We start from the raw sequence: 24,505 nt of genomic DNA on the forward strand, positions 1-24,505 counted from the left end.
GCCGCGTCAGGCCGCCACCCCAACCCTGTCCTCGAACAATGTCTTCAGATCCTTTTTCAGGATCTTGCCATTGGCGTTGCGCGGCAATGTCTCATGCACGAAGCGGATCGCGACCGGCGTCTTGAAGACTGCGAGCCGCTCGCGCACCCAGGCCTGCAGTTCCGCCTCGGTCGCTTCCATGCCCGGCGCGAGATGGACCACCGCCGCCGGTTCTTCGCCCAATGTCCGATGCGGAATGCCGATCAGCGCACAATCGGTCACCGCCGGATGCGCGTAGAGGACATTCTCGACCTCGCTCGAATAGATATTCTCGCCGCCGCGGATGATCATGTCCTTGGCGCGGTCGACGATATAGACAAAGCCCTCCTCGTCGAGCTTTGCGAGGTCGCCGGTGCGCACCCAGCCGTCGATAAAGGTCTCGGCGGTCGCCTGCGGCTTGTTCCAATAGCCCTTCACGATCATTGGCCCCCGCGCCCACAGCTCGCCGACTTCGCCGAGCGGCATTTCGGTCGTTCCGTCGTCGTCCATGATCTTGAGGTCGGCGACCGCGACCGCCGGCCCCGCGCTGGTCGGGCGGTTGAGATAATCCTCGCTCGAATGGCTCGTCACCGTCGCCATCGTCTCGGTCATGCCCCAGCCATTGCCGGGCAGCGCGCCGAATTCCTCATGGATGCGCTTGACCAGTTCGGGTGCCGAGGGCGCACCGCCATAGGCGATCGCCTCGATCGAGGAGAGGTCGTATTTGTGCCGGTCGGGATGCTCGATCAGCTGCCACGCGATGGTCGGCACGCCGCCGGTGATGTTGACCTTCTCGCGCTGGATGATCTCCATCGCCTGCACCACATCCCATTTGCGCATGAAGATCATGGTCGATCCGGTCGCGATCACGCCCATCATGCTCGCGCTGCACGCGGTGACATGGAACAGGGGGATCACCGTCAGCATGGTGCGCGGCGTCGGATCGGGAACCGCCTCGCCCCGCCGCAGCACCGAGCGCGCCGAGGCATAGCCCGCCGACATGATATTGGTCATCAGATTGCGATGCGTGCCGAGCGCACCCTTGGGATTGCCGGTCGTGCCGCTGGTGTAGAAGATCGTCGCATCGTCATCGGTGTGGATCGCGACCTGCGGGAACGGCCCATCGGGCAGCGCCGCGTAACCGGTCGGCGTACCGATCAGATCCTCCAGCCGCGACGCCCTGCCCTCCAGCGCGCCGGATGCGCGCGCGACGATGATCCGCTCCACTGCGGGCAGCGCCGGGGCGGACTCGATCAGCCGCTGATGCCGCTCGGCATCGACGAACAGGATCCGCGTGCCTGAATCGTCGATACCATATTCCAGCTCGCCCGCGGTCCACCAAGCGTTCAGCGGCACGACGATCGCGCCGATCGATGCCGCGGCGAAGAAGATCACCGGCCATTCGGGCAGGTTGCGCATCGCGATCGCGACGCGGTCACCCTTCGCGATGCCCATTTCCTGCAGCTTGGTCGCCAGCGTCGCGACGGCGCGGTAATTCGCCTCGTAAGTGACGCGCTCATCCTCATAGACGGTGAAGACATTCTGCCCGTAGGCGCGCGCCGCCTGGATCAGAAAGGCGAGCGAGGGCGGCGCATATTTCCACACCCGAGTCGGCACGCCGCGAATATCGGCCATATCCATTTCGAACTTGCTGCCTGCCGCGGTCAGCGCGGCCTGCGCCTGCGCCAGCGAGACCCGGGGCCAGTTGGGGTCGAGCGCGATGAGAGGTTCGATATCCAAGACGCGTCTCTCCATATTCTGAACTTCGGGTTTGGCTTATCTGCCGTTTCAACCAAGGTTAGTGTTGATTCGCGCGCCACTCAAGGCAATAGGGTGCGACCAGTTTCGAACCGGGGGTATGGCCGGAGGGATGCCAGAGGAATGAAAGCCAGATGAAGATCGCGAAGCCAGGATCGCACGGTCTGGATGCCACTCGATTGGCCCATATCGATGGCCTGTTGAAGGAGCGCTATGTCGATTCGGGCAAGCTTCCCAACGCTCAACTGTTGATCGCGCGCGACGGAGAGATCGTCCATTTCAGCAGCCAGGGTGCGGCCCGCGAAGGCGGCAAGCAAGTCGATGAGACGTCGCTGTACCGCATCGCGTCGATGACCAAGCCCATCACCTCGATCGCCTTCATGATGCTGGTCGAACAGGGCTTGGTCGCGGTCGACACGCCGGTCCATCACATCTTGCCCGAATTCAAAGGGCTGGGCGTCTATAATGGCGGCGGCGCGGGCGTGCCCTTCGTCACCAAACCGACCACCGAACCGATGCGCATGGTCGATCTGCTGCGCCATACCTCGGGCCTGACCTATGGCTTTCAGAACCGCTCCAACATTGATGCCGCCTATCGCGAGGGCAAGATCGAAAACTGGCACGGCAATCTCGACCTTGACGGCTTTATCGGGGCGCTGGGCAAGATCCCGCTCGAATTCTCGCCCGGCGAGGGGTGGAATTATTCGGTGTCGACCGATGTGCTCGGCGCGGTGGTCGAGCGCGTCTCGGGCATGAAGCTCGACGATTTTTTCCGCGCGCGCATCTTCGCGCCGCTCAAGATGCACGATACCTTCTTCGATGTGCCGGGGGACAAGATCGACCGGCTGACCGACTGCTACACCTTCGTCGCCGGCAAGGGCCGCATCATGTATGATCGCGGCACGGAAAGCGCGTGGAGCCGCCGGCCGAAGCTGCTCTCGGGCGGTGGCGGGCTGGTCTCGACCGCGCTCGACTATCATCGCTTCTGCCAGATGTGCCTGAACGGCGGCGAACTCGACGGCGCGCGCATCGTCGGCCGCAAGACGCTTGAGCTGATGACGCAGAACCATCTGCCCGGCCGTTCCGACCTCGCAACCATGTCGCAGTCGCTGTTCAGCGAGGCGGCCAATGCCGGGACCGGCTTCGGGCTTGGTTTCGCGGTCAATATCGACGTGGCACGATCGATGATCCCGGGCAGCGTCGGCGAATATTATTGGGGCGGCATGTTCTCGACCGCCTTCTTCATCGACCCCGTCGAGAAGCTGCATATGATCTTCATGACTCAAATGAGCCCGTCCAACGTCTATCCCATCCGGCGCGAACTGAAGACGCTGATCTATTCCGCGCTGACCTGAACCCCCCGCCCGGCCATGGCCGGGCCCTTATCGCTTGAACAAGCCGGCCCTGCGCCGGCCCGACCATCAGGAGAGTAAAATGACCGGTCCGATCACCACCGAACGCCATGACGATGTCCTTGTCATCATCTCGAACAACCCACCGGTGAATGCGCTTGGCGCAGCGGTGCGCCAGGGGCTCGACGCCGGCATCAAGGAAGGCCTTGCCGACGATTCGATCAAGGCGATGGTGATCCGCTGCGACGGCCGCACTTTCTTCGCCGGCGCCGACATCACCGAATTCGGCCGCGCGATGCAGGAGCCCGGCTTGCCCACCGTGGTCGATCTGATCGAGGCATCGGACAAGCCAGTGGTCGCCGCGATCCACGGTACTGCGCTTGGCGGCGGGTGCGAAGTCACGCTTGGCTGCCATTACCGTATCGCCGTGCCCAGCGCGAAGATCGGCACGCCAGAAGTGAAGCTCGGCCTGCTCCCCGGTGCCGGCGGCACGCAGCGCATCCCACGCATCGCCGGTGTGCCGATCGCGCTCGAACTGACCGCAAAGGGTGATCCGATTTCGGCCAAGCGCGCACTCGACGCAGGCCTGATCGACCGCATTGCCGGCGAGGACAGCCTGGCCGCCGACGCAATCGCCTTTGCCCGTGAGATCGCCGCGGCGCGTCCCTTGCCCCGCGCCAGCGAGAAGGTTGCCAAGGCCGACCCCGAAGCGGTTGCCGCATTCAAGAAGGAGAATGCCAAGCGCTTTCGTGGTTTCGATGCGCCCGCCGCCAACATTGCCTGTGTCGAGAAGGCCGCAGATGGTTCGACCTTCGCCGAGGGCATCGCGTTCGAACGCCAGGAATTCATGAAGCTGATGATGGGCGTGCAGAGCGCAGCACAGCGCCATCTGTTCTTCGCCGAGCGCCAGGCCGCGAAGATCGACGGCATCGCGTCGGACATCGCACTGCGCCCGATCAAGCGGGTCGGCGTGATCGGTGCCGGCACAATGGGTGGCGGCATCTCGATGAATTTCCTGTCCGCTGGTGTTCCGGTGACGATCGTTGAGATGCAGCAGGAAGCGCTCGATCGCGGCACGGGCGTGATCCGCAAGAATTACGAGGCATCGGCCGCCAAGGGCCGGCTCAAGCCCGAACAGGTCGAGCAGGCGATGGGCGCGCTGAAGCCGACGCTCGACTTCGCCGAACTCGCTGATTGCGACCTGATCATCGAGGCGGTGTATGAGACGATGGAGGTGAAGAAGGATATCTTCACCAAGCTCGACGCAATCGCCAAGCCGGGCGCGATCCTCGCGTCGAACACTTCCTATCTCAACATCGACGAGATCGCCGCGGTGACCGCGCGTCCGCAGGACGTGCTCGGCATGCATTTCTTCTCGCCTGCCAATGTCATGAAGCTGCTTGAAGTGGTGCGCGGCGCGAAGACCGCCGATGATGTTCTCGCCACCGTCATGGCGCTGGCCAAGACGATCCGGAAGGTCGCCGTGGTCGCCGGCGTCTGCCACGGCTTTATCGGCAACCGCATGCTGATGCCGCGCCAGGTCGAGGCCAACAAGCTGCTGATGGAAGGCGCGACGCCGGAACAGATCGACCGCGTCCATGTCGAGTTCGGCATGCCGATGGGCCCGTTCCAGATGAGCGATCTCGCCGGTGTCGATATCGGCTGGCACCGCGACCCGACCCGGATCGAGAATATCCGCGACGCGCTCGCCGCCGAAGGCCGCTGGGGCCAGAAGACCGGCAAGGGCTTTTACGACTATGACGAGAAGCGCAATCCGACCCCCTCCCCGCGCGTCGCCGAGATCATCGAGGAATTCCGCAGCAAGTCGAACCTGCAGAAGCGCGAGATCAGCGATGAGGAGATCATCGAAAAGACGCTCTACACCATGGTCAATGAAGGCGCGCTGATCCTTGAGGAGAAGATGGCGCAGCGCGCATCGGACATCGATGTGGTGTGGATTTATGGCTATGGCTGGCCAGTCTATCGCGGTGGGCCGATGTTCTGGGCCGACACCGAAGGGCTGAAGAAGATCGTCGCCGGCCTGGAGAAGCATGGCTTCAAGGTCGCCGAGCTGCTCAAGTCCAAGGCAGAGAGCAACGGGCGCTTCAGCTGATGGAACGCACGGCACTCGAAACCGCGACGGCGATCCGCGCCGGGGAGAGCAGCGCTCTCCTCGAATGCGAGGCAGCGATCGCGCGGATCGAGGACCGCGATGGGCCGATCAATGCAGTGGTGGTGCGCGATTTCGATCGTGCGCGGGAACAGGCGGCAGCGATGGACCGCCGCCTCGCCGCCGGCGACACCGCGCCGTTGCTCGGCGTGCCGATGACAATCAAGGAAAGCTACGACATCGCCGGCCTGCCGACGACCTGGGGCTTCGAGGCGCATCGCGGCCATATCGCGCAAAAGGACGCGGTCGCGGTCCAGCGGCTGAAGGCGGCCGGCGCGGTCTTTCTCGGCAAGACCAATGTGCCGGTCAGCCTCGCCGACCTGCAATCGGTCAATCCGGTCTATGGCCGCACCAGCAATCCGCATGATCACACGCGTGTCCCCGGCGGATCGTCGGGCGGCGCGGCCGCCGCGCTTGCCTCGGGCATGGTGCCGCTCGAATATGGCTCCGATATTGGCGGCTCGATCCGCGTGCCGGCGCATTTCTGCGGTGTCTGGGGGCATAAATCGACCTTTGGCGTGCTGCCCAATCAAGGCCATTTCTTCCCCGGCACCGATGGCGCACGTTCGGTGCTGGCGGTGATCGGGCCAATGGCACGCGACGGTGCCGATCTGGCGCTGGCGTTCGACCTGGTCGCCGATGTGCCGCAACCCCGCGCCACGATCGAAAGCCCAAGGGCCTTGCGCATCCTGCTGCTGACCGATCATCCGTCGGCCAAGGTCGATCCGACAATTGTGGCGGCGATCGAAACGGCGGCGAAGGCGCTGGAAGCAGCCGGCGCGCTTGTGACTCGCAAGACCGACCTGCTGCCCGATCTGGCGAAGCAGCAAAGCGATTATATGCGCATGCTCGGCATCGCGATCGCTCGCGGTATCGCCCCGCAAGGCGGAACGCCCGCGACGCTGATCCAATGGTTCGACCTGCTCGACGATCAGGCGCGCAACAAGCGCGCCTGGGTGCGCCTGTTCGAGGATTTCGACGTGGTGTTCGCACCCGTACTGGGGAGCGCTGCATTCGTGCACGACGACACCGCGTTGCGCAGCCGCATGCTGCTGATCGACGGCGAACAGACGCCGTTTGCAGTGCAATTCGCCTGGCCCGGCATTGCCACCTTCCCCGGCCTTCCCGCCACTGCCGTGCCGATCGGCACCACGGCCGATGGCTTGCCCATCGGCATGCAGGTGATTGCCGCGCCGCACCGTGACCACACCGCCATTGCGGTCGCCCGTCTCGTCGACGGCGCGATCGGTTGAACTGCCAGACTCAGGAACCATGATGACTGACCTCGATACCTTCCGCACCGAAACCCGCGCTTGGCTCGCGGCGAATTGCCCGCCCGAGATGCGCGAGCCGGTCCGTTCCGAAAAGGACGCGACCTGGGGCGGCCGCAATCCCGATTTCCAGCCCGGTCAGAAGGAATGGATGGACGCGATGGCCGGCCGTGGCTGGACCGTGCCCGACTGGCCCAAGGCCTATGGCGGCGGTGGCCTGAGCCCGGCCGAAACCAAGATCCTGCGCGAGGAACTGGCCGCGATCAAGGCGCGCAACCCGCTCAATTCGTTCGGCATTTCAATGCTCGGGCCGGCATTGCTGAAATATGGCACCGAGGAGCAGAAGCTCGAGCATCTGCCCAAGATCGCGCGCGGCGAGATCCGCTGGTGCCAGGGCTATTCCGAGCCAAACGCCGGCTCCGACCTCGCCAGCCTCGCCACCTCGGCCGAGGACAAGGGCGATTACTATCTGGTCAATGGCCAGAAGGTCTGGACCAGCTACGCCGACAAGGCCGACTGGATTTTCTGCCTCGTCCGCACCGACAAGACCAACAAGCAGGGCGGGATCAGCTTCGTGCTGTTCGACATGGCGAGCGAAGGCGTGTCGACCAAGCCGATCCTGCTGATCAGCGGCTATTCGCCCTTCTGCGAGACCTTTTTCGACAATGTGAAGGTGCCCAAGGCCAATCGCATCCATGACGAGAATAAGGGCTGGGACGTCGCGAAATATCTGCTGGGCCATGAGCGCGAGATGATCTCCGGCATGGGCCTCGCCTCGACCGGGCGCAATCCGCTGATCGACGGCGCGATCGCGACGGTCGGGCTCGACCATGACGGCAAGCTCGCCGATCCGCTGCTGCGCGCAAGCATCGCGACGTTCGAGGTCCGCGCCAAGGCGTTCGGCATGATGTCCGAGCGCTTCATCGACGAACTCAAGGCCGGCCGCGCCCACCCCGCCCAGCCGAGCATGATGAAATATTACGGCACCGAGCTGAACAAGTCGCGCTACGAACTGATGATGGCGGCGGGTGGCTCGGACTCGCTGGAATGGGAAAGCGAACGCTCCGCGGGCGGCGGCGCGGCGCGCGCCTGGCTGCGGACCAAGGCGAACTCGATCGAGGGCGGCACCAGCGAGATCCAGCTCAACATCATCGCCAAGCGGATCCTGGATTTGCCGTCAGCTTAACCCAACGCCCTCTCTCTTCCGGGAGCGGGCAGACGACCCCGGCAAAGGCCGGGGGAAGTCGGGAGAGGGGGCGTCACAAACGCCGGTCTGCGTTCTGGACTGCCCCTCTCCCCTCCCTCTCCCCAAAGGGGAGAGGGCAAGAAGGAAAGAATAAGACATGCCTCTCTATCTCAACGACGAACAGACGATGCTCCGCGACACGACGCGCGATTTCGTCGCCGAACATGCCCCGGTCTCGCACATGCGCGCGATGCGCGATGCGAAGGACGCGACGGGCTTCTCACGCGACCTGTGGAAGAGCTTCGCCGAGATGGGCTTTACCGGCATCCTGATCGGTGAGGACCAAGGCGGCCTGGGCCTGGGCCATGTCGAAGCCGGCGTGGTGCTTGAGGAGATTGGCCGCAACCTGTCCCCCTCGCCTTTCCTGTCGACCGCCGTCGCTGCCGTCGAAGCACTGAAGGGCAGCGCACAGGCCGAGCGCTGGTTCCCCGGCATCATCGCCGGCGACACCGTCGCCGCACTGGCGATCGACGAAGCGGCCAAGCATCGCGGCACCGTGGCGATGAAGGCCGAACGCTCGGGCAATGGCTTCAAACTGTCGGGCAGGAAGCAGTTCGTGACGCATGGCCATATTGCCGACCTGATCATCGTCGCCGCGCGCACCGCCGGCTCAGCCGATGACGAACAGGGCATCACGCTGTTCGCCGTCGACAAGGGCGCCGCGAACCTGACCGCCGAGGCCGAGCGCCTCACGGATTCGAGCCTGGCCGCGCGACTGACCTTCGACGGGGTCGAAGTCGATGCCGATGCGGTGATCGGCGAAGTCGATGCCGGCAATGATCCGCTCAACCGCCTGCTTCGCGCCGGCCGCACCGGCGCCTCGGCCGAGCTGCTTGGCGTCGGCGGCGGCGCGATGGACCTGACGGTCAATTATCTCAAGGAGCGCAAGCAGTTCGGCGCGACAATCGGCAGCTTCCAGGCGCTGCAGCACCGCGCCGCGCACCTCTATTCCGAAATGGAGGTCGCCCGCGCCGCGGTGCTCAAGGCCGCCCAGCTGCTGGATGAAGGCAGCGGTGCCGTTAGCAATCGGGCCGATGAGGCGGTGTCGGTGGCCAAGGCAATGACCGCGCTCGCCACCACCTTGTCAGTACAGGAAGGCGTGCAGATGCACGGCGGCATCGGCATGACCGATGAATATGATATCGGCTTCTACCTGAAGCGCGCCCGCGTGCTGGCCGAGATGTTCGGCGATGCGAACTTCCACGCCGACCGGCTGGCGGTCGCGGCGGGCTATTGATAGGCGAGTCCGGTATGACCGATCCCACACCCGAACAGCTCGCCGCCGATCTTGTCGACCTGCTCGATGTCGAGCCGCTCGATACCGATCTTTATCGCGGCAAGGTCGGCAATGACGGGTTCGGCCGGGTATTCGGCGGGCAGGTGATCGGACAGGCGCTGCAGGCCGCACAGCGCTCGACCGACGCACCGAAGATCGCGCATTCGCTCCATGCCTATTTCATGCGGCCCGGGGCGGAGGAATTGCCGATCATCTACCGCGTGGTGCGCGATTTCGACGGCCGCAGCTTTGCCACGCGCCGTGTGATCGCGATGCAAAAGGGTCAGCCGATCCTCAACATGGCCTGCTCGCTGCAAGCCCCTGAAGGCGGGCTGGCGCATCAGGATGCGATGCCCGACGTGCCGCCGCCGGAAGAGCTCAAGTCCGACCGCGACTTGCGCCTCGCCATGATGGACGAGATTCCCGAACGCTTCCGGCACCAGTTCCTGCGGCCGCGCATGGTCGAGATCCGCCCGGTCACGCCGCGCAGCTGGCTTCACCCGGTCAAGCAGGAGCCGCGCCAGAGCAGCTGGTTCCGTGTCGTCGCGCCGATCGGCGACGATGCCGCGATGCACCGCGCGATCCTGGCCTATGCATCGGACATGTCGCTGCTCGGCACCTCCTCGCTCGCGCACGGCGTGTCGTGGATGACGCACAAGCTGCAGAGCACCAGCCTCGACCATTCGGTCTGGCTGCACGAGGATTTCCGCGCCGACGACTGGCTGCTCTACACCACCGACAGTCCCTGGGCAGGCCATGCGCGCGGCTTCAACCGCGGCAAGATCTACGCCCGCGACGGCCGACTGGTCGCGAGTTGCGCGCAGGAAGGATTGATGCGGCTGCGCGAGTGATCAGCCGCAGCAATTCGCTGTTCCCGATCACCCCTCCTGTGGCAGCATGTCTCCAATCGCTCATCACAGGACCACCCATGCTGCTCAATCGTAGACACCTCCTCGCCGGTGCCGGCATTGCCGGCGTCGCGGCCACCTTCCCTGCCCTCGCCGCAGGCAAAGCCGGCGCGCCCGGCGATGCGGCCGCGACCGACGCGCTTGCCGCGATCGCCGAGGAAATGCTCGCGACCTTCCCCGACAATGCCACGACACTCGGCATCGACACAGGCAAGCGCAGCGGACTGAAAGCGCAGCTCGCCGATCGCAGCGCGGCCGGCGATGCCAGCCACCGCGATGCCGCCAGAGCCCGCCTACGCCTGCTCGAAGCGATCGACCGCTCGACGCTCTCAACCCAGGTCGCACTCGATGTCGATGTGGTCCAGGCGGCTTATCAGCTCGCGGTGGGCGGCTGGGCCGCGCTGCCCGGCGGCGATGTCGCGATCCTCAACCAGAATGTTTCCTATCGCAGCACGCCCTATATCGTGTCGCAGGGCACCGGCGCGTTCGCCGAAGTGCCTGACATGATGGAGAGCAAGCACGAGATCGCGACGCGTGCCGATGCCGATGCCTATCTGGCGCGGCTGGAGGCCTATGCGGCCTCGCTCGACGCCGAGACCGCGCGGATCGAGGCGGACGCGGCCAAAGGCATCGTGCTGCCCAATTTCCTGCTCGACATCACCGCCGGCCAGCTCAACAGCGCGGCAACCCAGCCGATCGCGGACTGGGGCCTGATCCGGTCATTCGCCGAGAAGGCCAACAAGGCGAGCGTCGCCGGCACCTGGGGCGAGAGCGCCGCAAGCGTCGCCAGGGACAAGATCGCGCCCGCTTTGACGCGTCAGGCGGCCGCGCTGACCAAATTGCGCGACAAGGCAAGCGAAACGCCCGGCATGTGGAAGCTGCCGGACGCCGAGCGCGCCTATGCCTGGCTGGTCGAGGCCGGCACAACCACCAAGCGCACGCCGGAGGAAGTTCATCAGTCCGGCCTGGAACAGGTCGCCACGCTCAGCGCCGAGATGGACGTGCTGTTGAAGGCACAGGGGCTGACCAAGGGCAGCGTCGGCGCGCGGCTGGCCGAACTCGGCAAGCGGCCCGACCTGCTCTTTCCCAACACAGACGCCGGACGCGCTGAGCTGCTCGGCTATCTCAACCACACCGTCGCGGGCATCCGCGGCAAGATGCCGCAGGTGTTCGGAAAGGTCGTTGCCGGCAACCTGATCGTGAAGCGCGTCCCCACCTCGATCGAGGCCGGTGCCTCCAATGCCTATGCCGGCGCTGGATCGATCGACGGCAAGTCTCCTGGCAATTTCTACATCAACCTGAAGGACACCAGCATCTGGCCGCGTTTCGCACTGCCGACCCTGGTCAGCCATGAAGGGATACCGGGCCATGTCTGGCAGGGCGAATATACCTATAGCCTGCCGTTGATCCGCACCCTGCTCGCGTTCAACGCCTATAGCGAAGGCTGGGCGCTTTACGCCGAGCAGCTCACTGACGAGGTGGGCGCCTATGCCGCGGATCCGCTCGCGCATCTCGGTTATCTGCAATCGATGAACTTCCGCGCTTGCCGGCTGGTGGCCGACACCGGGCTGCACCACAAGCGCTGGACGATGGAACAGGCGATGCGCTGGTTCGGCGAGGCGACCGGCTACACCACGTCGCAATGCCGTACGGAACTCAACCGTTACTGCGCGTGGCCGGGCCAGGCGCTGGGCTACAAGACCGGGCATAACGAGATCAACCGGCTGCGCGCCAAGGCGAAGACCGCGCTCGGCGCAAGGTTCGACGTAAAGCAGTTCAACGACCTCGTGGTCGGTGTCGGTGGCGTCCCGCTCAGTGTCCTTGGGCGGGTGGTGGACAGCTGGACGGCGAAGGCAATGGCCTGACCCGTGGCGCGGCTTGCTGGCTGTTATTTCGGAGAATGAATTTTTTGCTGGCTGTTATGTTGGATTTTTCGCTCAGATTACGATTTTATTTCAGCATGTTACGCAAAACTGGCTGACACCAGATAACAGCCACCGAACAGCCAGGTAACAGCCAGCATAACAGCGAAGGAACAGCCAGGAACAGCCACCATCACTGGCTGTTCGAGCCGTAACAGCCAGCCAGGCTGACGGACATTTTTTCCGGTTATGTCAAAGAGCGCGGCGGAAAACCGAATGGCTTTCCGTCCATCGCTGCGTTCTCATATTTCGCCGGAGGGTTGAATCAGCGCATGACCTGAGCACCGACCTTTCCCGCTGGAGCTGCGGGCGGCGCCATCGAACACCGCCTGACGCTTACCGCTCAGCGTTTCCGCACCGTATAGGTAGACGGCAGGAACAGGAAGACATCGGTCGGTCCCCCGCGCGCCCATTCGACGGGCCGGTCGAGCCCGGTGACATCGACCCCGGAACCGGTACCAAACTTCGCGGCCGACAGCGCCGCATCGGCAGCGATCAGGTCGATGATCTGGCTGCGATACTGATCGGGGTTGATCACCGACAATGTCAGATCGTTGGTGGCGCTGACCTGCGACCGACCAACCTTGGACACGGAAGCGACGAACTGCGCGATCTTCGCCTTCGCCGCATCAATGGTCATTCCAGGCGTGAGCCGAACCTTGGCCAGGAAACTGGTCTGGTCGGTGTCCGATCGCCCGTCGCTGGAGAAATTCAGCCGCTCGTATCTGGCAAGCGTCAAAGGCTCGAGGACATAATCCCCCGTCGCCAGTTCGACGCCCGCCTTTCCGGCGGTCGCGATCATGTTGCTGATCGTGGCGCGCAGGTCATTGCGCCGCGTCGTGAAATCACGCGCATCGCCGACCACGCGCACCGTCTGCACCGCATAATCCGCGGTGCGCTTCAGGTTGATGATCGGGCGTGACGACGCAACGACGCCGTCGCTGTAGCTCGCATCGCCATTATTATAGCCGCGCCGTTGCGCCGTCACGAGCACTTCCTGCCCCAGTGCCGGTGCTGCGATGCCGAGCATTGTCGTCGCGATCAGCATCTTCAAAACGATCCGCATGTCCGTCCTCCCCTTGTCGACAAAGCGCGTTCAATTGCGCGGGCGCACCGTCGTCGCAGACGGCAGGAACAGCTGCACTTCGGTCAAGCCTGCGCGCTTCCATTGCACCGGCCGGTCGAGCCCGGTGACCTCGACGCCATAGCCGGGACCGAAGCGCGTGCTGGTCGCTGCCGTGTCCTTCGCCACCAGATCGATGATCGCCCCGCGATATTGTTCGGGATTGACCACGCTCAACGTCAATTCGCTATAGGCTTTCATCTCGGCGCGACCGACGGCCGGCACCAGCTTGATGAACTTGTCGATCCGGGCGAGCGCCGCCTTCGCGTCGATGTTCGGCTCAAGTGGCACCTTCACGAGGAACTTGACCAGCTCGCCGCGGCTGCTGTCGTCTTCGACGATTTTCAGGTCCTTGTAGTTGGCGGGCGTCAACGGCTCGACCACGATCTCGCCGCTTGCCACCTGCACCCCACCCTGCCGGGCGAGGTCGATCGCCTTGCGCGTCATCGCGTAGATTTCGGCGTGGCGTTCATCCTCATCGCTGGTGTCGCCGATAATGACGACCTGCTGAATCGCGAAGTCGGCGGTGCGGCGCAGCATCTGAATCGCCGCCGGCATGGGCACCGGCTTTTCCTTGGCACGGTCATTGTCGTCGTCATCGGGGTCCAGTCTGCGCATCCCGGTGACGACGATCTCCTCGCCGCCTCCCCCTCCTATGTCTCCCTCAACCTGAGCGAAGGCCGGTACCGCACTCACCAGAAATCCGCACGCCGCCAAGCCGATGATAAAACCGCGCATCCCTGCCCTCCCCCCTGCTTTGATGCAAGGGTGCGCAGGATCGGACCGCCTGTCAAATTCCGACCTAACCCTGCGTCGCGGTCCCCGCGCAGACATAAAGTGTGACCAGCAGCCCGACGATCAGGGCGCCGGCGCGGTGGCTCCCGGTGCGCCGCCAGGCAAAGGTCGCGATCACCGCGATCACCGGCAGGATCGCGACGAACTGCAACGCGATCACCGTGCTGAGCGGATCGAAGCCGGTGACTAATGTGCCGGTGACGAAAAAGCCGGCATAGACCAGCACGAAAACGCCCGCGAAAGCGCCGGCCATGGCGGTTATCGCGGTGCGATAGTGCCGTCCCGCGCTGTCGCCCTGCACCATCAGTCCGTTCACCCCGCGCAAGATCACGAGATAGGCAATGGTGATCGGCACCAGATAGATCGACGCGATATTCCATTGCCATGCGCTGGGCCACTTCACCGCGAGGATCCACAGGCGCAGATCGGTAGTGAACAGCCGATCGACCAGGAAGACAGCGAGATAACCGACCGCGACCGTCGCCACCGCAATGCCGACCGCCGCCAGCCAGGGCGATGAAGGTGTGGGCGCCGGCACCGGGCCGAACCGCCGCAGCAACACCCCGGCACCCGCACAGAGCAACGCCCAGAGCGCGACCTGAGTCGTCACGGTCTGCGGCAGGACCATAGTCGCCGGCAGCAGCAGAAAGATCGCGATGAAGGTCGGAAAGAACAGCAGAACCGGCACCAGCGTGGTCAGCCACATGCCGCGCCGCCAGCGCGTGTCGCGCTCGGCGACCGCCGGGATCGCTGCCGCCTGCAGCCCGCGGAATGGCGTGCTACGCAACAACAAGTCGAACGTGCCGAGGATCAGCAGCACGAACCCGGCCAGTCCGATCCCGGTCCCGACCTCCTTCCAGTACCAAAGCTGGTCGCTCGCCGGCAGCGGCGTACCGCCCTTGAGGGTGCGGGCGAACCAGTCGGTCGCATGGCCGATCGCGGCGGGCGAGATATGATCGCCCGGATGAGTCGTCGCCGGCTGGTACAGCACTCGCGCCGTCCCGGCATCGATCGAACCGTAAAGCTTGCCCGGCTCGATCGCCCCGCCCGACCCGAACACGCCTTGCAGCTTCACGCTGCCGGCAAGATCCATAGCGCGGGGGCTGTCCCACATCAGCCCGGAAAATTCGTCGTAAAGGCTGTACACGAGCGCCAGATTGCGCGGCCAGGCCGGGCTGCCGTCCTTGGCATAGGGTGCGCCGGTCGAGGATCCTTCGAGCACGATCGAGCGATAAGCGTCGGGCATCGCCGCGGCCGCCGCGAGCACGGTCCAGCCGCCCATGCTGTGTCCCTCCAGCCCGATCTGCCCCTTGTCGACCATCGGCAGCGAGCGGAGATAGGTGAGCCCGTCCGGGCCGCCAAAGCCATTCGAAAAGGCCTTGCCGCCGCTATAGCCATGTCCGGTCTGGTCGATCGCCAGCACGACATAGCCGCGCCGCGCGAATTCGATCGCAAAGCCGTCCTGCGTCTCGCGCGAATTGATATAGCCATGTACCGCAAGGATACCCGGCGCGGGCGTTGCTGCGGTCGCGCCGCGAGGGACATAGAGCAGCGCGCTCATCGTCGTGCCGTTGGTGCCGGCGAAGCGGATATCGCGCACGCTGATCCCGCCTGAGGTCTGGATCGATGCGGCAAGCCATGCGCCGGCGAGGATGAGGATAAGACCCAGGGCGGCGAACCAGCCTTTAGCGCGTGGATAGCCCGTCAGTGTGTCGGTCATCGCTCACTCCCCCTTTTGCGGCCCATCCTCAAGCCCGGCCCCATGCCCTTTTCCCCGTTCGGCTGGGCTTGATCCGGGTTGTCGAAGCCTCGCCTTTTCTTCGAAAAAAGAACAGCCCTTCGACAAGCTCAGGGCGAACGGAGGATAGGATTTATTCCCCTAAACCGCCGTCTTGCCATATTCCTGCTTGGTCACCGGATGGCTCGACGACAGGCCGCCATCGACCGCGATCGCCTGTCCGTTGACATAGCTCGCATCGTCGGAGGCAAGGAAGGCCGCGACCTTGGCCAGTTCCTCGGGCTGCGCGCCGCGGCGCAGCGGATTAAGGCGGCCGATGCGGTCGGTCTTGCCAGCGTCGCGGGCATAATCGAAGGTCGGCTTGGTCATGCCGGTTTCGGTCAGGCCGGGGCAGATCGCATTGACCCGCACATTCGATCCCGACAGTTGCTGCGCCGACACCATCGCCAGGTTGATCACACCCGCCTTGGAGGCGGAATAGGCCGGGCTGCCCGCGCCCGAGCGGATGCCGGCGACGCTGGCGGTAAGCACGATCGCCCCGCCGCCGCGCTCGGCGATCTTCGGCGCAGCGTGCTTGATCGCCAGATAGGGGCCGATCAGATTGACCCTGAGCACTTCAGTAATCAACGACACATCAGTGTCGAAGATATTGGCCATGCCGCCCGAGATGCCGGCATTGGCGAACATCACGTCGAGCCCGCCATAATATTCGCACGCGACATTGACCGCGCGGATCACATCCTCCTCGGTGCCGGCATCGATCTGGATTGCATGTGCGGTGCCGCCAGCGCTGGCGATCCGCTCGACCGTTTCGGTCACCGCATCGCTCTTGTCGGCGCACAGTACTTGCCCGCCCTCGCTCGCGAACAGCAAGGATGCTGCGCGTCCGATGCCCGATCCTGCGCCGGTCACGATGATCGATTTGCCGGTGAACCTTGCCATCTTCCAACTCCCGTTCGCCCTGAGCTTGTCGAAGGGCCGTTCTTTCTGTTTCCCGCGTCGCTTAGAAGGACAGTGCTTCGACAGGCTCAGCACGAACGGGGATGGGTTAGCGCCTCAGCACATCAGATCGTGACGCCGCCGTCGATGACGATCGTCTGACCGGTCATGAACGCGCTGGCCGGTGCGGCAAGGAACACCACGGCGCCGGCGATCTCATCGGGTTCGCCGATGCGGCGCAGCGGCGTCACCGCATTGCGCCGGGCGGTCGCCGCTTCGTCTTCCCACAAGGCGCGGGCGAAATCGGTCTTGATCAGGCCCGGTGCGATGCAGTTGACCCGCACATTGTCAGCGCCGAATTCATGCGCGAGGTTGCGTGCCAGCTGCATGTCGGCGGCCTTGGAAATGGCATAGGCGCCGATCACCGGTGTGCCGCGAATGCCGCCGATCGACGAGATGATCACGATGCTGCCTGAGCGGCGCTCGCGCATCTCCGGCGCGACCATGCCGATCAGCCAGTGGTTCGACACGATATTATTGTCGAGGATCTTGCGGAACTGCTCGTCCGAAATGCCCGATTGCGGCCCGTAATAGGGGTTCGACGCGGCATTGCAGACCAGCACATCGACCTGACCGAAAGCGGCGCGAGTCTCATCGACCAGATGCTGCAGCCCCGCCTTGTCGGAGATATTCGCGGCAACCGCGATTGCGGTACCCTCACCATATTTGGCGTTGATCTCCGCCGCGACCGCGTCGCAGGCGTCCTGCTTCCGGCTCGAGATCGCGACCTTCGCACCATGTTCGGCAAGCTCGAATGCACTCGCCTTGCCGATCCCCTTGGTCGATCCGGTGATGATGGCGACCTTGCCGGTCAGATCGAACAAACTCATCCTCACCCTCTCCCTATTTCGGTCCTGTCAGGCGCCGGCCTTTTGCGCGAAGGCCCATGCCGCCGCGGCCAGGCCGCCGACCCGCTCCGCCGTCTTCGCTGCCTGTGCGCTCGATGCCGTGCCGTCGACGATGCGCTTCTTGATCCCCTGAACGATGCCGGTCAGGCGAAACAGATTATAGGCAAAATACCAGTCGAGCTGTGGCACGCCGTCGCGCCCGGTCGCCGCGCAATAGCGCGCCACCACCTGCTCGATCGTGGGAATGCCGGTTTCCTCGCCAGCCAGGCCCATCACACCTGAACGTCCCTCTGGCTGAGTGACCCAGTTCATCAGGAAATAGGAGAAATCGGCCAGCGGATCGCCCAGCGTCGACAGCTCCCAGTCGAGCACTGCGATCACTTTTGCTTCGCCGGCGGCGAAGATCATGTTGTCGATGCGGAAATCGCCGTGCACGACCGAGGTGCGCGTCTGTTCGGGCAGTGTCGAAGGCAGCCATTCGATCAGCGCCTCGACGTCCGGCATAAGCTCGGTTTCCGAGGCGCGATATTGCTTGGTCCAGCGCGCAACCTGGCGCTCGAAATAATTGCCCGGCTTGCCATAGGCTTCGAGCCCGGCGGCCGCATAATCGAGGTTGTGCAAGGCAGCTAGGGTATCGACCATCGCGTCATAATGGGCGCGCCGCTCGGCCGGCGTCGCGTCGGGCATCGAGCCGTCCCAGATCGTCCGCCCCTCGACCATTTCCATGACGTAAAAGGCCGATCCGATCACCGCATCGTCCTCGCACAGGCCGTAAGGCTGCGGCACCGGGAAACCGGTCGGATGCAGCCCGGCGATGACGCGATATTCGCGGTCCACGGCATGGGCCGAGGGCAGGATCGGCCCGAACGGCTTGCGCCGCAGGACATAGGCGCGATCGGGCGTTTCCAGCCGATAGGTCGGGTTGGACTGGCCGCCGGCGAACTTGGTATAGCTCAGCGGCCCGGCATAGCCGGCGACATGGTCCTTCAGCCAGGCCTCGAGCGACTTGAGATCGAGCCGATCGCGCTCCTCGACCGCGATGGTGCCGACCATGGTCTTTTGCGCGTCGCCCGCCATCACGCGAACTCGATGACGGAACGGACGCTGTCGCCGCGCCGCAATTCATCGAACGCATCGTTGATCCGCGCAAGCGGCAGCCGGTCGGCGATGATCGAGTCGAGATCGAGATCGCCGCGCAGATAGAAATCAACCAGCCGCGGAATATCGACCGGGAACCGATTACCGCCCATCAGCCCGCCCTGCAGCTTCTTGCCCGCGAGCAGGTCCATTGCCGACAGGCCGACCTTCTCGCCGAGCGGCATCATACCGAGGATTGTGGCAGTGCCGCCGCGCCGCAGCACCTTGACCGCGGTCGCCGCAGATTGTGGCCGGCCTACGGCCTCGATCGCGTGATGCACGCCGCCGCGCGATGCCTCGACCACTTGCTCGGCCGCCGTGTCCGACAAGGCATCGACGCTGTGCGTCGCGCCGAGCTTTTCGGCCAGCGCGCGCTTCTCCGGCACCGGGTCGACCGCGATGATCTTACCCGCGCCGGCGATCTTCGCGGCATTGACTGCCGCCAGCCCGATCCCGCCGCAGCCGACCACGCAGACGGTTTCACCCGGCGTCACATCGGCGACGTTGAACACCGCGCCTGCCCCGGTGGTCACCGCGCAACCGATCAGCGCGGCGCGGTCGAGCGGCATGTCCCGGTCGATCGCGACACAGGCATGTTCATGCACCAGCATCTGTTCGGCATAGGCCGACAGGTTGAGCATCTGGTGCACGATACGGTCGCCGAGCATCAGCCGCGATGCCGTGCCCTTGGGACGGCGCACGCTGCTGTCGATGCACAGATGCATGTGCCCGGTGACGCAGAATTCGCAGTGACCGCAGAACACGCTGAGACAGGTCACGACATGATCGCCGACCTTGACCGTGGAGACGTCACTGCCGACCGCCTCGACCACGCCCGCCGCTTCATGGCCGGGAATGGTCGGCAAGGCGTGCGGATAGGCGCCATCGACGAAATGCAGGTCCGACCGGCACACGCCGACCGCGACGGTGCGGATCAGCACCTCGCGCGGCCCGGGACTGGATATGGTCACATCCTCGATCTGAAGCGGTGTCCCGGGTTCGAAAAGAACGGCTGCTTTCACGTGATCCTCTTTCCTTCGTCACCCCGGACTTGTTCCGGGGTCCACTCTTCCACTCGCGTTTGCGGTTCTCCTGGCGCGGTGGACCCCGGAACAAGTCCGGGGTGACGCCAATTTAGCGCCGGACTTGTTCTTTCGCCGCGATCGCCTCGGGCAGATCGGCGTAGCGGCCGAATTCGTTGCGCGCGATCGCCCGGTTGTGCACTTCGTCCGGACCATCGGCAAAGCGCAGCGTGCGCATTGCCGCCCAGTCATGCGCGAGGTGGAAGTCGCTCGACACGCCGCCACCGCCATGCGCCTGGATCGCGTCGTCGATGATCTGCAGCGCCATGTTGGGCGCGGCGACCTTGATCATCGCGATCTCGAGCTGGGCGGATTTATTGCCCGCCTTGTCCATCATGTCGGCCGCCTTGAGGCACAGCAGCCGGGTCATTTCGATATCGATCCGCGCCTTGGCGATGCGCTGTTCCCACACCGAATGATCGGCAATGCGCTTGCCGAACGCGACGCGGGTCAACAGCCGCTTCGCCATCGACTCGATCGCCATTTCCGCGACACCGATGGTGCGCATGCAATGATGGATGCGGCCCGGCCCAAGCCGGCCCTGCGCGATCTCGAACCCGCGTCCCTCCCCGAGCAGGACATTCTCGACCGGCACGCGGACATTCTCGAGCACGACCTCGCCATGTCCGTGCGGTGCGTGATCATACCCATAAACCGAAAGCATGCGCTTGATGGTCACGCCCGGCGCATCCATCGGCACCAGGATCTGGCTCTGCTGGCTGTGGCGCGATCCTTCGGGATTGGTCTTGCCCATGGTGATCGCGATCTTGCAGCGTGGATCGCCGACTCCGCTCGACCACCATTTGGTGCCGTTGATCACATAATGGTCGCCGTCGCGCTCCATGCGCGTCTCGATATTGGTCGCATCCGACGACGCCACCGCCGGCTCGGTCATCAGGAATGCTGAACGGATTTCGCCGTTCATCAACGGGCGGAGCCACTTTTCCTTCTGCTCCAGCGTGCCGTAGCGATGCAGCACCTCCATATTGCCGGTGTCGGGTGCGGAGCAGTTGAAGCACTCCGATGCCCAGCCGACCTTGCCCATTTCCTCGGCGCATAACGCATATTCGAGGTTGGTGAGCTGCGTGCCTTCGAACTCGAAACTGTCGTCGACATGGCTCTGCCCGGAATGCGGCGGCATGAAGAAATTCCACAGGCCGGCCGCCTTGGTCTTTTCCTTCATCTCCTCGATCACCGGGATCACCTTCCAGCGATCGCCCTCATGGCTCTGCTTGTTGTAATCGTCCTGCCGCGGTCGGATATTCTGATCGATAAAGCTCTTTACGCGGTCCCGAAAATAGGTCTCCCGCTCGCTCAACGTGAAATCCATATGCTTTCTCCTACGGCTCTAGCCCGGGTTCGTTAGACCGTACCGCGTTTTCGGTAAAGCGTCATAAGCGATGAAATAGCCGGATATCGCGCCATTCGAAAAAACACTGTTTCTTCGAAAAGATACTGATACATATCCGTCATGGGGGAACCGGACACAGCATATCAGGACGACGAAAGCGGCACGAAGCGTTTCCGCGCGAAGCGCGACGCGATCCTCGCCGCCGCCGCCCAGGCGATCAACGAACAGAGCGCGAAAGGTATGACTTTCGCCGACGTAGCGCGCCGTGTCGGGCTCAACACCACCAGCGTCACCTATTATTTCAAGCGCAAGGACGACCTCGCCACCGCCTGTTTCGAGAACACGCTCGACCGGCTGCAGGAAATGCTCGACGAAGCGATGAAGGAGCCGACGCCGCAGCAGCGCGTCGCCCGGTATTTGTCGATCAACATGCAACGACTGACCCGCATCGAGCAGGGACTCGAAACTCCGTTCGCCGTCCTGTCCGACCTGCGCGCGATGGAAGAACCGATGCGCGGCCAGCTGATGGCCGCCTGGCGCGACGTGTTCCGCAAGACGCGCAGCTTGTGGGGACCGGGCAGAAACCGCGCGCAGACCGACCTGTTCGGCGCGCGCGCGCACGTCTTGCTCGAAAACACCTTCTGGCTGCCGGTCTGGCTGGTGCGTTACGAGCTCGACCAGTTCGACCGGGTCGAAAAGCGGCTGATGGATGTGTTCGAACGCGGGATTGCCGCGACCGGCCAGGACTGGACGCCGGAGCTGATCGATCTCGACCATGACGAGTCGGAGCCGGGGCGCGAGGCGTTCCTGCTCGCCGCGACGCGGCTGATCAACGAACTCGGCTATCGCGGCGCCTCGGTACAGAAGATCGCGTCGGAGCTGAACGTCACCAAGGGCAGCTTCTACCACCATCTCGACGCCAAGGACGATCTGGTCATCGCCTGCTACAAGCGCAGCTTCGACACGATCGCCGATGCCCAGCATCAGGCCGACGAACGCGGCGGCAGTTACTGGCACCGCCTGTCGAGCACCATCGCGACGCTGTGCGATATCCAGTTCTCGGAACGCGGCCCCCTGCTCCGCACCACGGCGCTGCACGGCCTGCCCAGCAGCGTACGCCGCGCGATGGTCGAACGCTCGAACCGCATCGCCCGCCGTTATGCCGGCACGATGAGCGACGGCATCGCCGAAGGCTCGATCCGTGCGATCGACTCGCTGATCGCGGCGCAAGCGCTGATGGCGCTGCAGAACGCCGCGTTCGACATGCGCAAATGGGCCGGCACCATGCCGCGCGACCGAGCGGTGGCATTCTACGCCTCGACGCTGGCGTTCGGGTTGTTCGATGATCGGGTTTTGTCGGTCTGAAGAGCTGAATATGGCGATCTCTCCTAGCCAGAACATCGCCAACTGATAACGGCGCCAGGAATGCGGTGGGTTAGATCGACCTCACGATTGCCGTGCTGATTACAACAGACAGCGTTGCATCAAATCGCTGGCAACGATGGTGCGCGAAAGGGGTTGCAGCAACCTCGCTTGACAAAACCCACCATCCCGGAGAACAACAATCTAGTATTCAAGATATTTTATTCGAATTTTCACTGTAACAACAGCCATAATTTTCAATATAAACAAGTAAAGTAGCAGATCCATTGCCGATAAATTATAGAATGAACCATATATACATCAAAAATAATTCCAATAGATTGCATTTTCTTCAGGTGAATCCATCAAGTGAAATTACTTACCACATGACACAGCATGTAGATTATCTTTCACATAAGAGATGGGATTGGCTTTTAAAGCCACATCAGAAAGATAGTTCGTAGCGCTCAAAAATTTCGAGCTGCTGCAGACTTCATCTTTTCCATACTTATCGGAATATAGTCGCAAAACCTCGATCATTGTATTGATATTGCGGTCATTTACCGGTGTATTTCTAAATAGGCTTTCCAACCTATTTATAGAAGCCTTATTCTCCACCATAGTATAAATCCGGCGATAACTTGGAGGCATTTGTGATCCATCATATATTGCCCACTCATAGGCACAGTCAAACCCTCCATCTTTGCAATTTGGCTTAGAACTGCATGACTGAATTGCTGCAGACATGAGAATAATGCTGAAAATTCTGTAATACCTCATCGACATTTTCCATTATTGTAGTTATCTACAACTTTCTTGCTGAAATCTCTAGCACCTACTTCCTGTGGGCTATTCGTATAACCCCATACAGCAGCCTCTAAGACATATGTGTCTAGACTCTTACCTTCCCAATGAAATTGAACGTGATGCTTAAACTCGTGCGCAACGTCGCCCAGATAAACATTTGAAATGCCATTCCTCATATGCGCAGTCGACGTTCCATTAAAATCATCTGGCATGGTCACTCCCCCGACATCGCTATTTAAATAGAAAGCCAATGGCAGGCCGGACTGCAAATAAAAACTATCTACCTGAACCTGTGTTGCGCCATTACATTTTAACACTCTCTTCTCATCTTTCGTCAGAGTCCGCCAAGATCCATAAATATCCGGCTTCGAGGGTATCCAATTCCCTCTCGAGGAATTCTTAGCGAGGTCTCTAATTAGTCCCATCAACCCTTGGGTAGTACCCTCGAGCGACGGCACAAAAGGCAATTGAATGGTGGGCTCTGGAAGAGGTGTGCCGATCACCACTATCGGCGGTAGCGGGTCCTCGGGAGGGGCTCCGGGCGTGGATTGCGTGCCGCTGGAATCTGTATTGTTGATCGGATCGTTGCGGCCATAGACATACCAGTTGAGTCCATCAGAGTATCCGATCGGATCTGTTTGCATGAACCGCCCCAAGGTTGCGGAGTAGAACCGCGCCTTAAAATAGCCTAGGCCGATCTCGGGCAGCCATGCGTGTCCGGTATATTGGAATCGGCCGAGATTGCTCGAGCTAGGAATACCATATTCATCGTAGCTGTTCACCGCGATTGCAGCGCCCGTGCCACCCGTGATGCGCGTGACGGAACCGCGCTCATCCTGGTCTAAGAAACGCTTATCTGAGATACCGGTACCTTCGTACCAGACTATCGGTTCGTCTTGACCTACCCCATAGACATAGCGCCGCAAAACCGCGCCTGAGGCATTGATCTCTTGAGAGATTTGCCCCCATCATAGATGAAGCGCGTTTCCGTTGGAGCAGCATAGCTGCTCAGTCGATTCACTGGATCATAGCTGAGCGTGACGCCGCCCGATACCGAGCGCAACATGTTTTCGACTGAATAGCCATAGATTTTTCCGGAGGAACCGGAGAGGTTGCCCTTTGAATCATAGCTGATAGTGCCGGCACTGAACTGATGGGGTGGATGCCCCCGGTATTGCAAGGTGATTCTTGAACGGTTGTGCCGGCTTGGCGCTGCTATCGCTCGTGTGTCAGGCCTCTTGCTGTGGCCTGATTTCGCCACGGGCCGGTATGCAGTTCGAAGAACGAGGTCCACATCGGTTCAGAGAGCTTTATTGCTCGAGCGCCGGGACTGGTTTGCTCG

Annotated in this window: 18 protein-coding genes; 8 read left to right on the top strand and 10 right to left on the bottom strand. The window is 62.8% G+C overall.

All coding sequences use genetic code 11. The features are described from left to right. Nucleotides 1-6 precede the first annotated feature (6 nt). Nucleotides 7-1,773 carry a class I adenylate-forming enzyme family protein gene (locus tag ACRECS_RS14325; RefSeq protein ID WP_431583625.1) on the bottom strand — a complete coding sequence of 589 codons (1,767 nt, stop codon included), beginning with the start codon at nucleotides 1,771-1,773 and terminating at the stop codon, nucleotides 7-9. 137 nt (nucleotides 1,774-1,910) lie between these two features. Between ACRECS_RS14325 and ACRECS_RS14330 the strand changes: the two genes are divergently transcribed. The 7 genes from ACRECS_RS14330 to ACRECS_RS14360 all read left to right on the top strand — a co-directional run bounded on the left by ACRECS_RS14330 (nucleotide 1,911) and on the right by ACRECS_RS14360 (nucleotide 11,864). Then, nucleotides 1,911-3,131 carry a serine hydrolase domain-containing protein gene (locus tag ACRECS_RS14330; protein WP_431583626.1) on the top strand — a complete coding sequence of 407 codons (1,221 nt, stop codon included), beginning with the start codon at nucleotides 1,911-1,913 and terminating at the stop codon, nucleotides 3,129-3,131. 79 nt (nucleotides 3,132-3,210) lie between these two features. Beyond that, nucleotides 3,211-5,241 (top strand): 3-hydroxyacyl-CoA dehydrogenase NAD-binding domain-containing protein, encoded by a 2,031-nt coding sequence (locus ACRECS_RS14335; protein WP_431583627.1) that lies wholly within the window; start codon nucleotides 3,211-3,213, stop codon nucleotides 5,239-5,241. Continuing rightward, complete coding sequence (locus ACRECS_RS14340; protein WP_431583628.1) at nucleotides 5,241-6,551, top strand: amidase family protein; 1,311 nt, start codon at nucleotides 5,241-5,243, stop codon at nucleotides 6,549-6,551. The genes ACRECS_RS14335 and ACRECS_RS14340 overlap by 1 nt, the downstream gene beginning before the upstream one ends. A 19-nt stretch (nucleotides 6,552-6,570) precedes the next feature. Continuing rightward, on the top strand, nucleotides 6,571-7,755 hold the full coding sequence (locus tag ACRECS_RS14345; protein ID WP_431583629.1) for an acyl-CoA dehydrogenase family protein: 1,185 nt from the start codon (nucleotides 6,571-6,573) through the stop codon (nucleotides 7,753-7,755). A 157-nt stretch (nucleotides 7,756-7,912) separates the two neighbouring features. Continuing rightward, on the top strand, nucleotides 7,913-9,052 hold the full coding sequence (locus tag ACRECS_RS14350; RefSeq protein ID WP_431583630.1) for an acyl-CoA dehydrogenase family protein: 1,140 nt from the start codon (nucleotides 7,913-7,915) through the stop codon (nucleotides 9,050-9,052). Nucleotides 9,053-9,066: 14 nt separating this feature from the next. Beyond that, entirely contained in the window at nucleotides 9,067-9,942 is an 876-nt protein-coding gene (locus ACRECS_RS14355; protein WP_431583631.1) for an acyl-CoA thioesterase, read from the top strand. 77 nt (nucleotides 9,943-10,019) lie between these two features. Next, a complete protein-coding gene (locus ACRECS_RS14360; RefSeq protein ID WP_431583632.1) occupies nucleotides 10,020-11,864 on the top strand; it encodes a DUF885 domain-containing protein in 1,845 nt (614 codons plus the stop codon). 400 nt (nucleotides 11,865-12,264) lie between these two features. On the opposite strand, the gene ACRECS_RS14365 is transcribed toward ACRECS_RS14360, so the two are convergent. From ACRECS_RS14365 to ACRECS_RS14400, 8 genes are all read right to left on the bottom strand, one after another. Beyond that, nucleotides 12,265-12,987, bottom strand: coding sequence for a TonB-dependent receptor (locus ACRECS_RS14365; RefSeq protein WP_431583633.1), 723 nt, complete (start codon nucleotides 12,985-12,987; stop codon nucleotides 12,265-12,267). A gap of 30 nt (nucleotides 12,988-13,017) precedes the next feature. After that, nucleotides 13,018-13,782 (bottom strand): TonB-dependent receptor, encoded by a 765-nt coding sequence (locus tag ACRECS_RS14370; protein ID WP_431583634.1) that lies wholly within the window; start codon nucleotides 13,780-13,782, stop codon nucleotides 13,018-13,020. Between the two features lie 64 nt (nucleotides 13,783-13,846). Beyond that, the gene (locus ACRECS_RS14375) at nucleotides 13,847-15,559 is read right to left on the bottom strand and encodes an alpha/beta hydrolase family protein (RefSeq protein WP_431583635.1); all 1,713 of its coding nucleotides are present in this window, start codon (nucleotides 15,557-15,559) and stop codon (nucleotides 13,847-13,849) included. A 159-nt stretch (nucleotides 15,560-15,718) separates the two neighbouring features. After that, the gene (locus ACRECS_RS14380) at nucleotides 15,719-16,519 is read right to left on the bottom strand and encodes an SDR family NAD(P)-dependent oxidoreductase (protein WP_431583636.1); all 801 of its coding nucleotides are present in this window, start codon (nucleotides 16,517-16,519) and stop codon (nucleotides 15,719-15,721) included. A 122-nt stretch (nucleotides 16,520-16,641) separates the two neighbouring features. Then, nucleotides 16,642-17,406: an SDR family NAD(P)-dependent oxidoreductase gene (locus tag ACRECS_RS14385; RefSeq protein WP_431583637.1), complete on the bottom strand. Its 765-nt coding sequence runs from the start codon at nucleotides 17,404-17,406 to the stop codon at nucleotides 16,642-16,644. A 27-nt stretch (nucleotides 17,407-17,433) separates the two neighbouring features. Continuing rightward, a complete protein-coding gene (locus ACRECS_RS14390) occupies nucleotides 17,434-18,501 on the bottom strand; it encodes a phosphotransferase family protein (protein WP_431583642.1) in 1,068 nt (355 codons plus the stop codon). Next, nucleotides 18,501-19,583, bottom strand: a complete 1,083-nt coding sequence (locus ACRECS_RS14395) for a Zn-dependent alcohol dehydrogenase (RefSeq protein WP_431583638.1) — start codon at nucleotides 19,581-19,583, stop codon at nucleotides 18,501-18,503. Before ACRECS_RS14395 ends, ACRECS_RS14390 begins: the two co-directional genes overlap by 1 nt. A gap of 112 nt (nucleotides 19,584-19,695) precedes the next feature. Continuing rightward, nucleotides 19,696-20,973: an acyl-CoA dehydrogenase family protein gene (locus ACRECS_RS14400; protein ID WP_187763913.1), complete on the bottom strand. Its 1,278-nt coding sequence runs from the start codon at nucleotides 20,971-20,973 to the stop codon at nucleotides 19,696-19,698. 141 nt (nucleotides 20,974-21,114) lie between these two features. On the opposite strand from ACRECS_RS14400, the gene ACRECS_RS14405 reads away from it, so the two are divergent. After that, complete coding sequence (locus ACRECS_RS14405; protein WP_431583639.1) at nucleotides 21,115-22,359, top strand: TetR/AcrR family transcriptional regulator; 1,245 nt, start codon at nucleotides 21,115-21,117, stop codon at nucleotides 22,357-22,359. Between the two features lie 773 nt (nucleotides 22,360-23,132). Here the strand turns inward: ACRECS_RS14405 and ACRECS_RS14410 are convergent. After that, the gene (locus ACRECS_RS14410; protein ID WP_431583640.1) at nucleotides 23,133-24,089 is read right to left on the bottom strand and encodes an RHS repeat-associated core domain-containing protein; all 957 of its coding nucleotides are present in this window, start codon (nucleotides 24,087-24,089) and stop codon (nucleotides 23,133-23,135) included. Between the last annotated feature and the right edge of the window lie 416 nt (nucleotides 24,090-24,505).

The sequence above is a fragment of the Sphingomonas sp. genome (assembly GCF_050725575.1).
Classification (GTDB): domain Bacteria; phylum Pseudomonadota; class Alphaproteobacteria; order Sphingomonadales; family Sphingomonadaceae; genus Sphingomonas.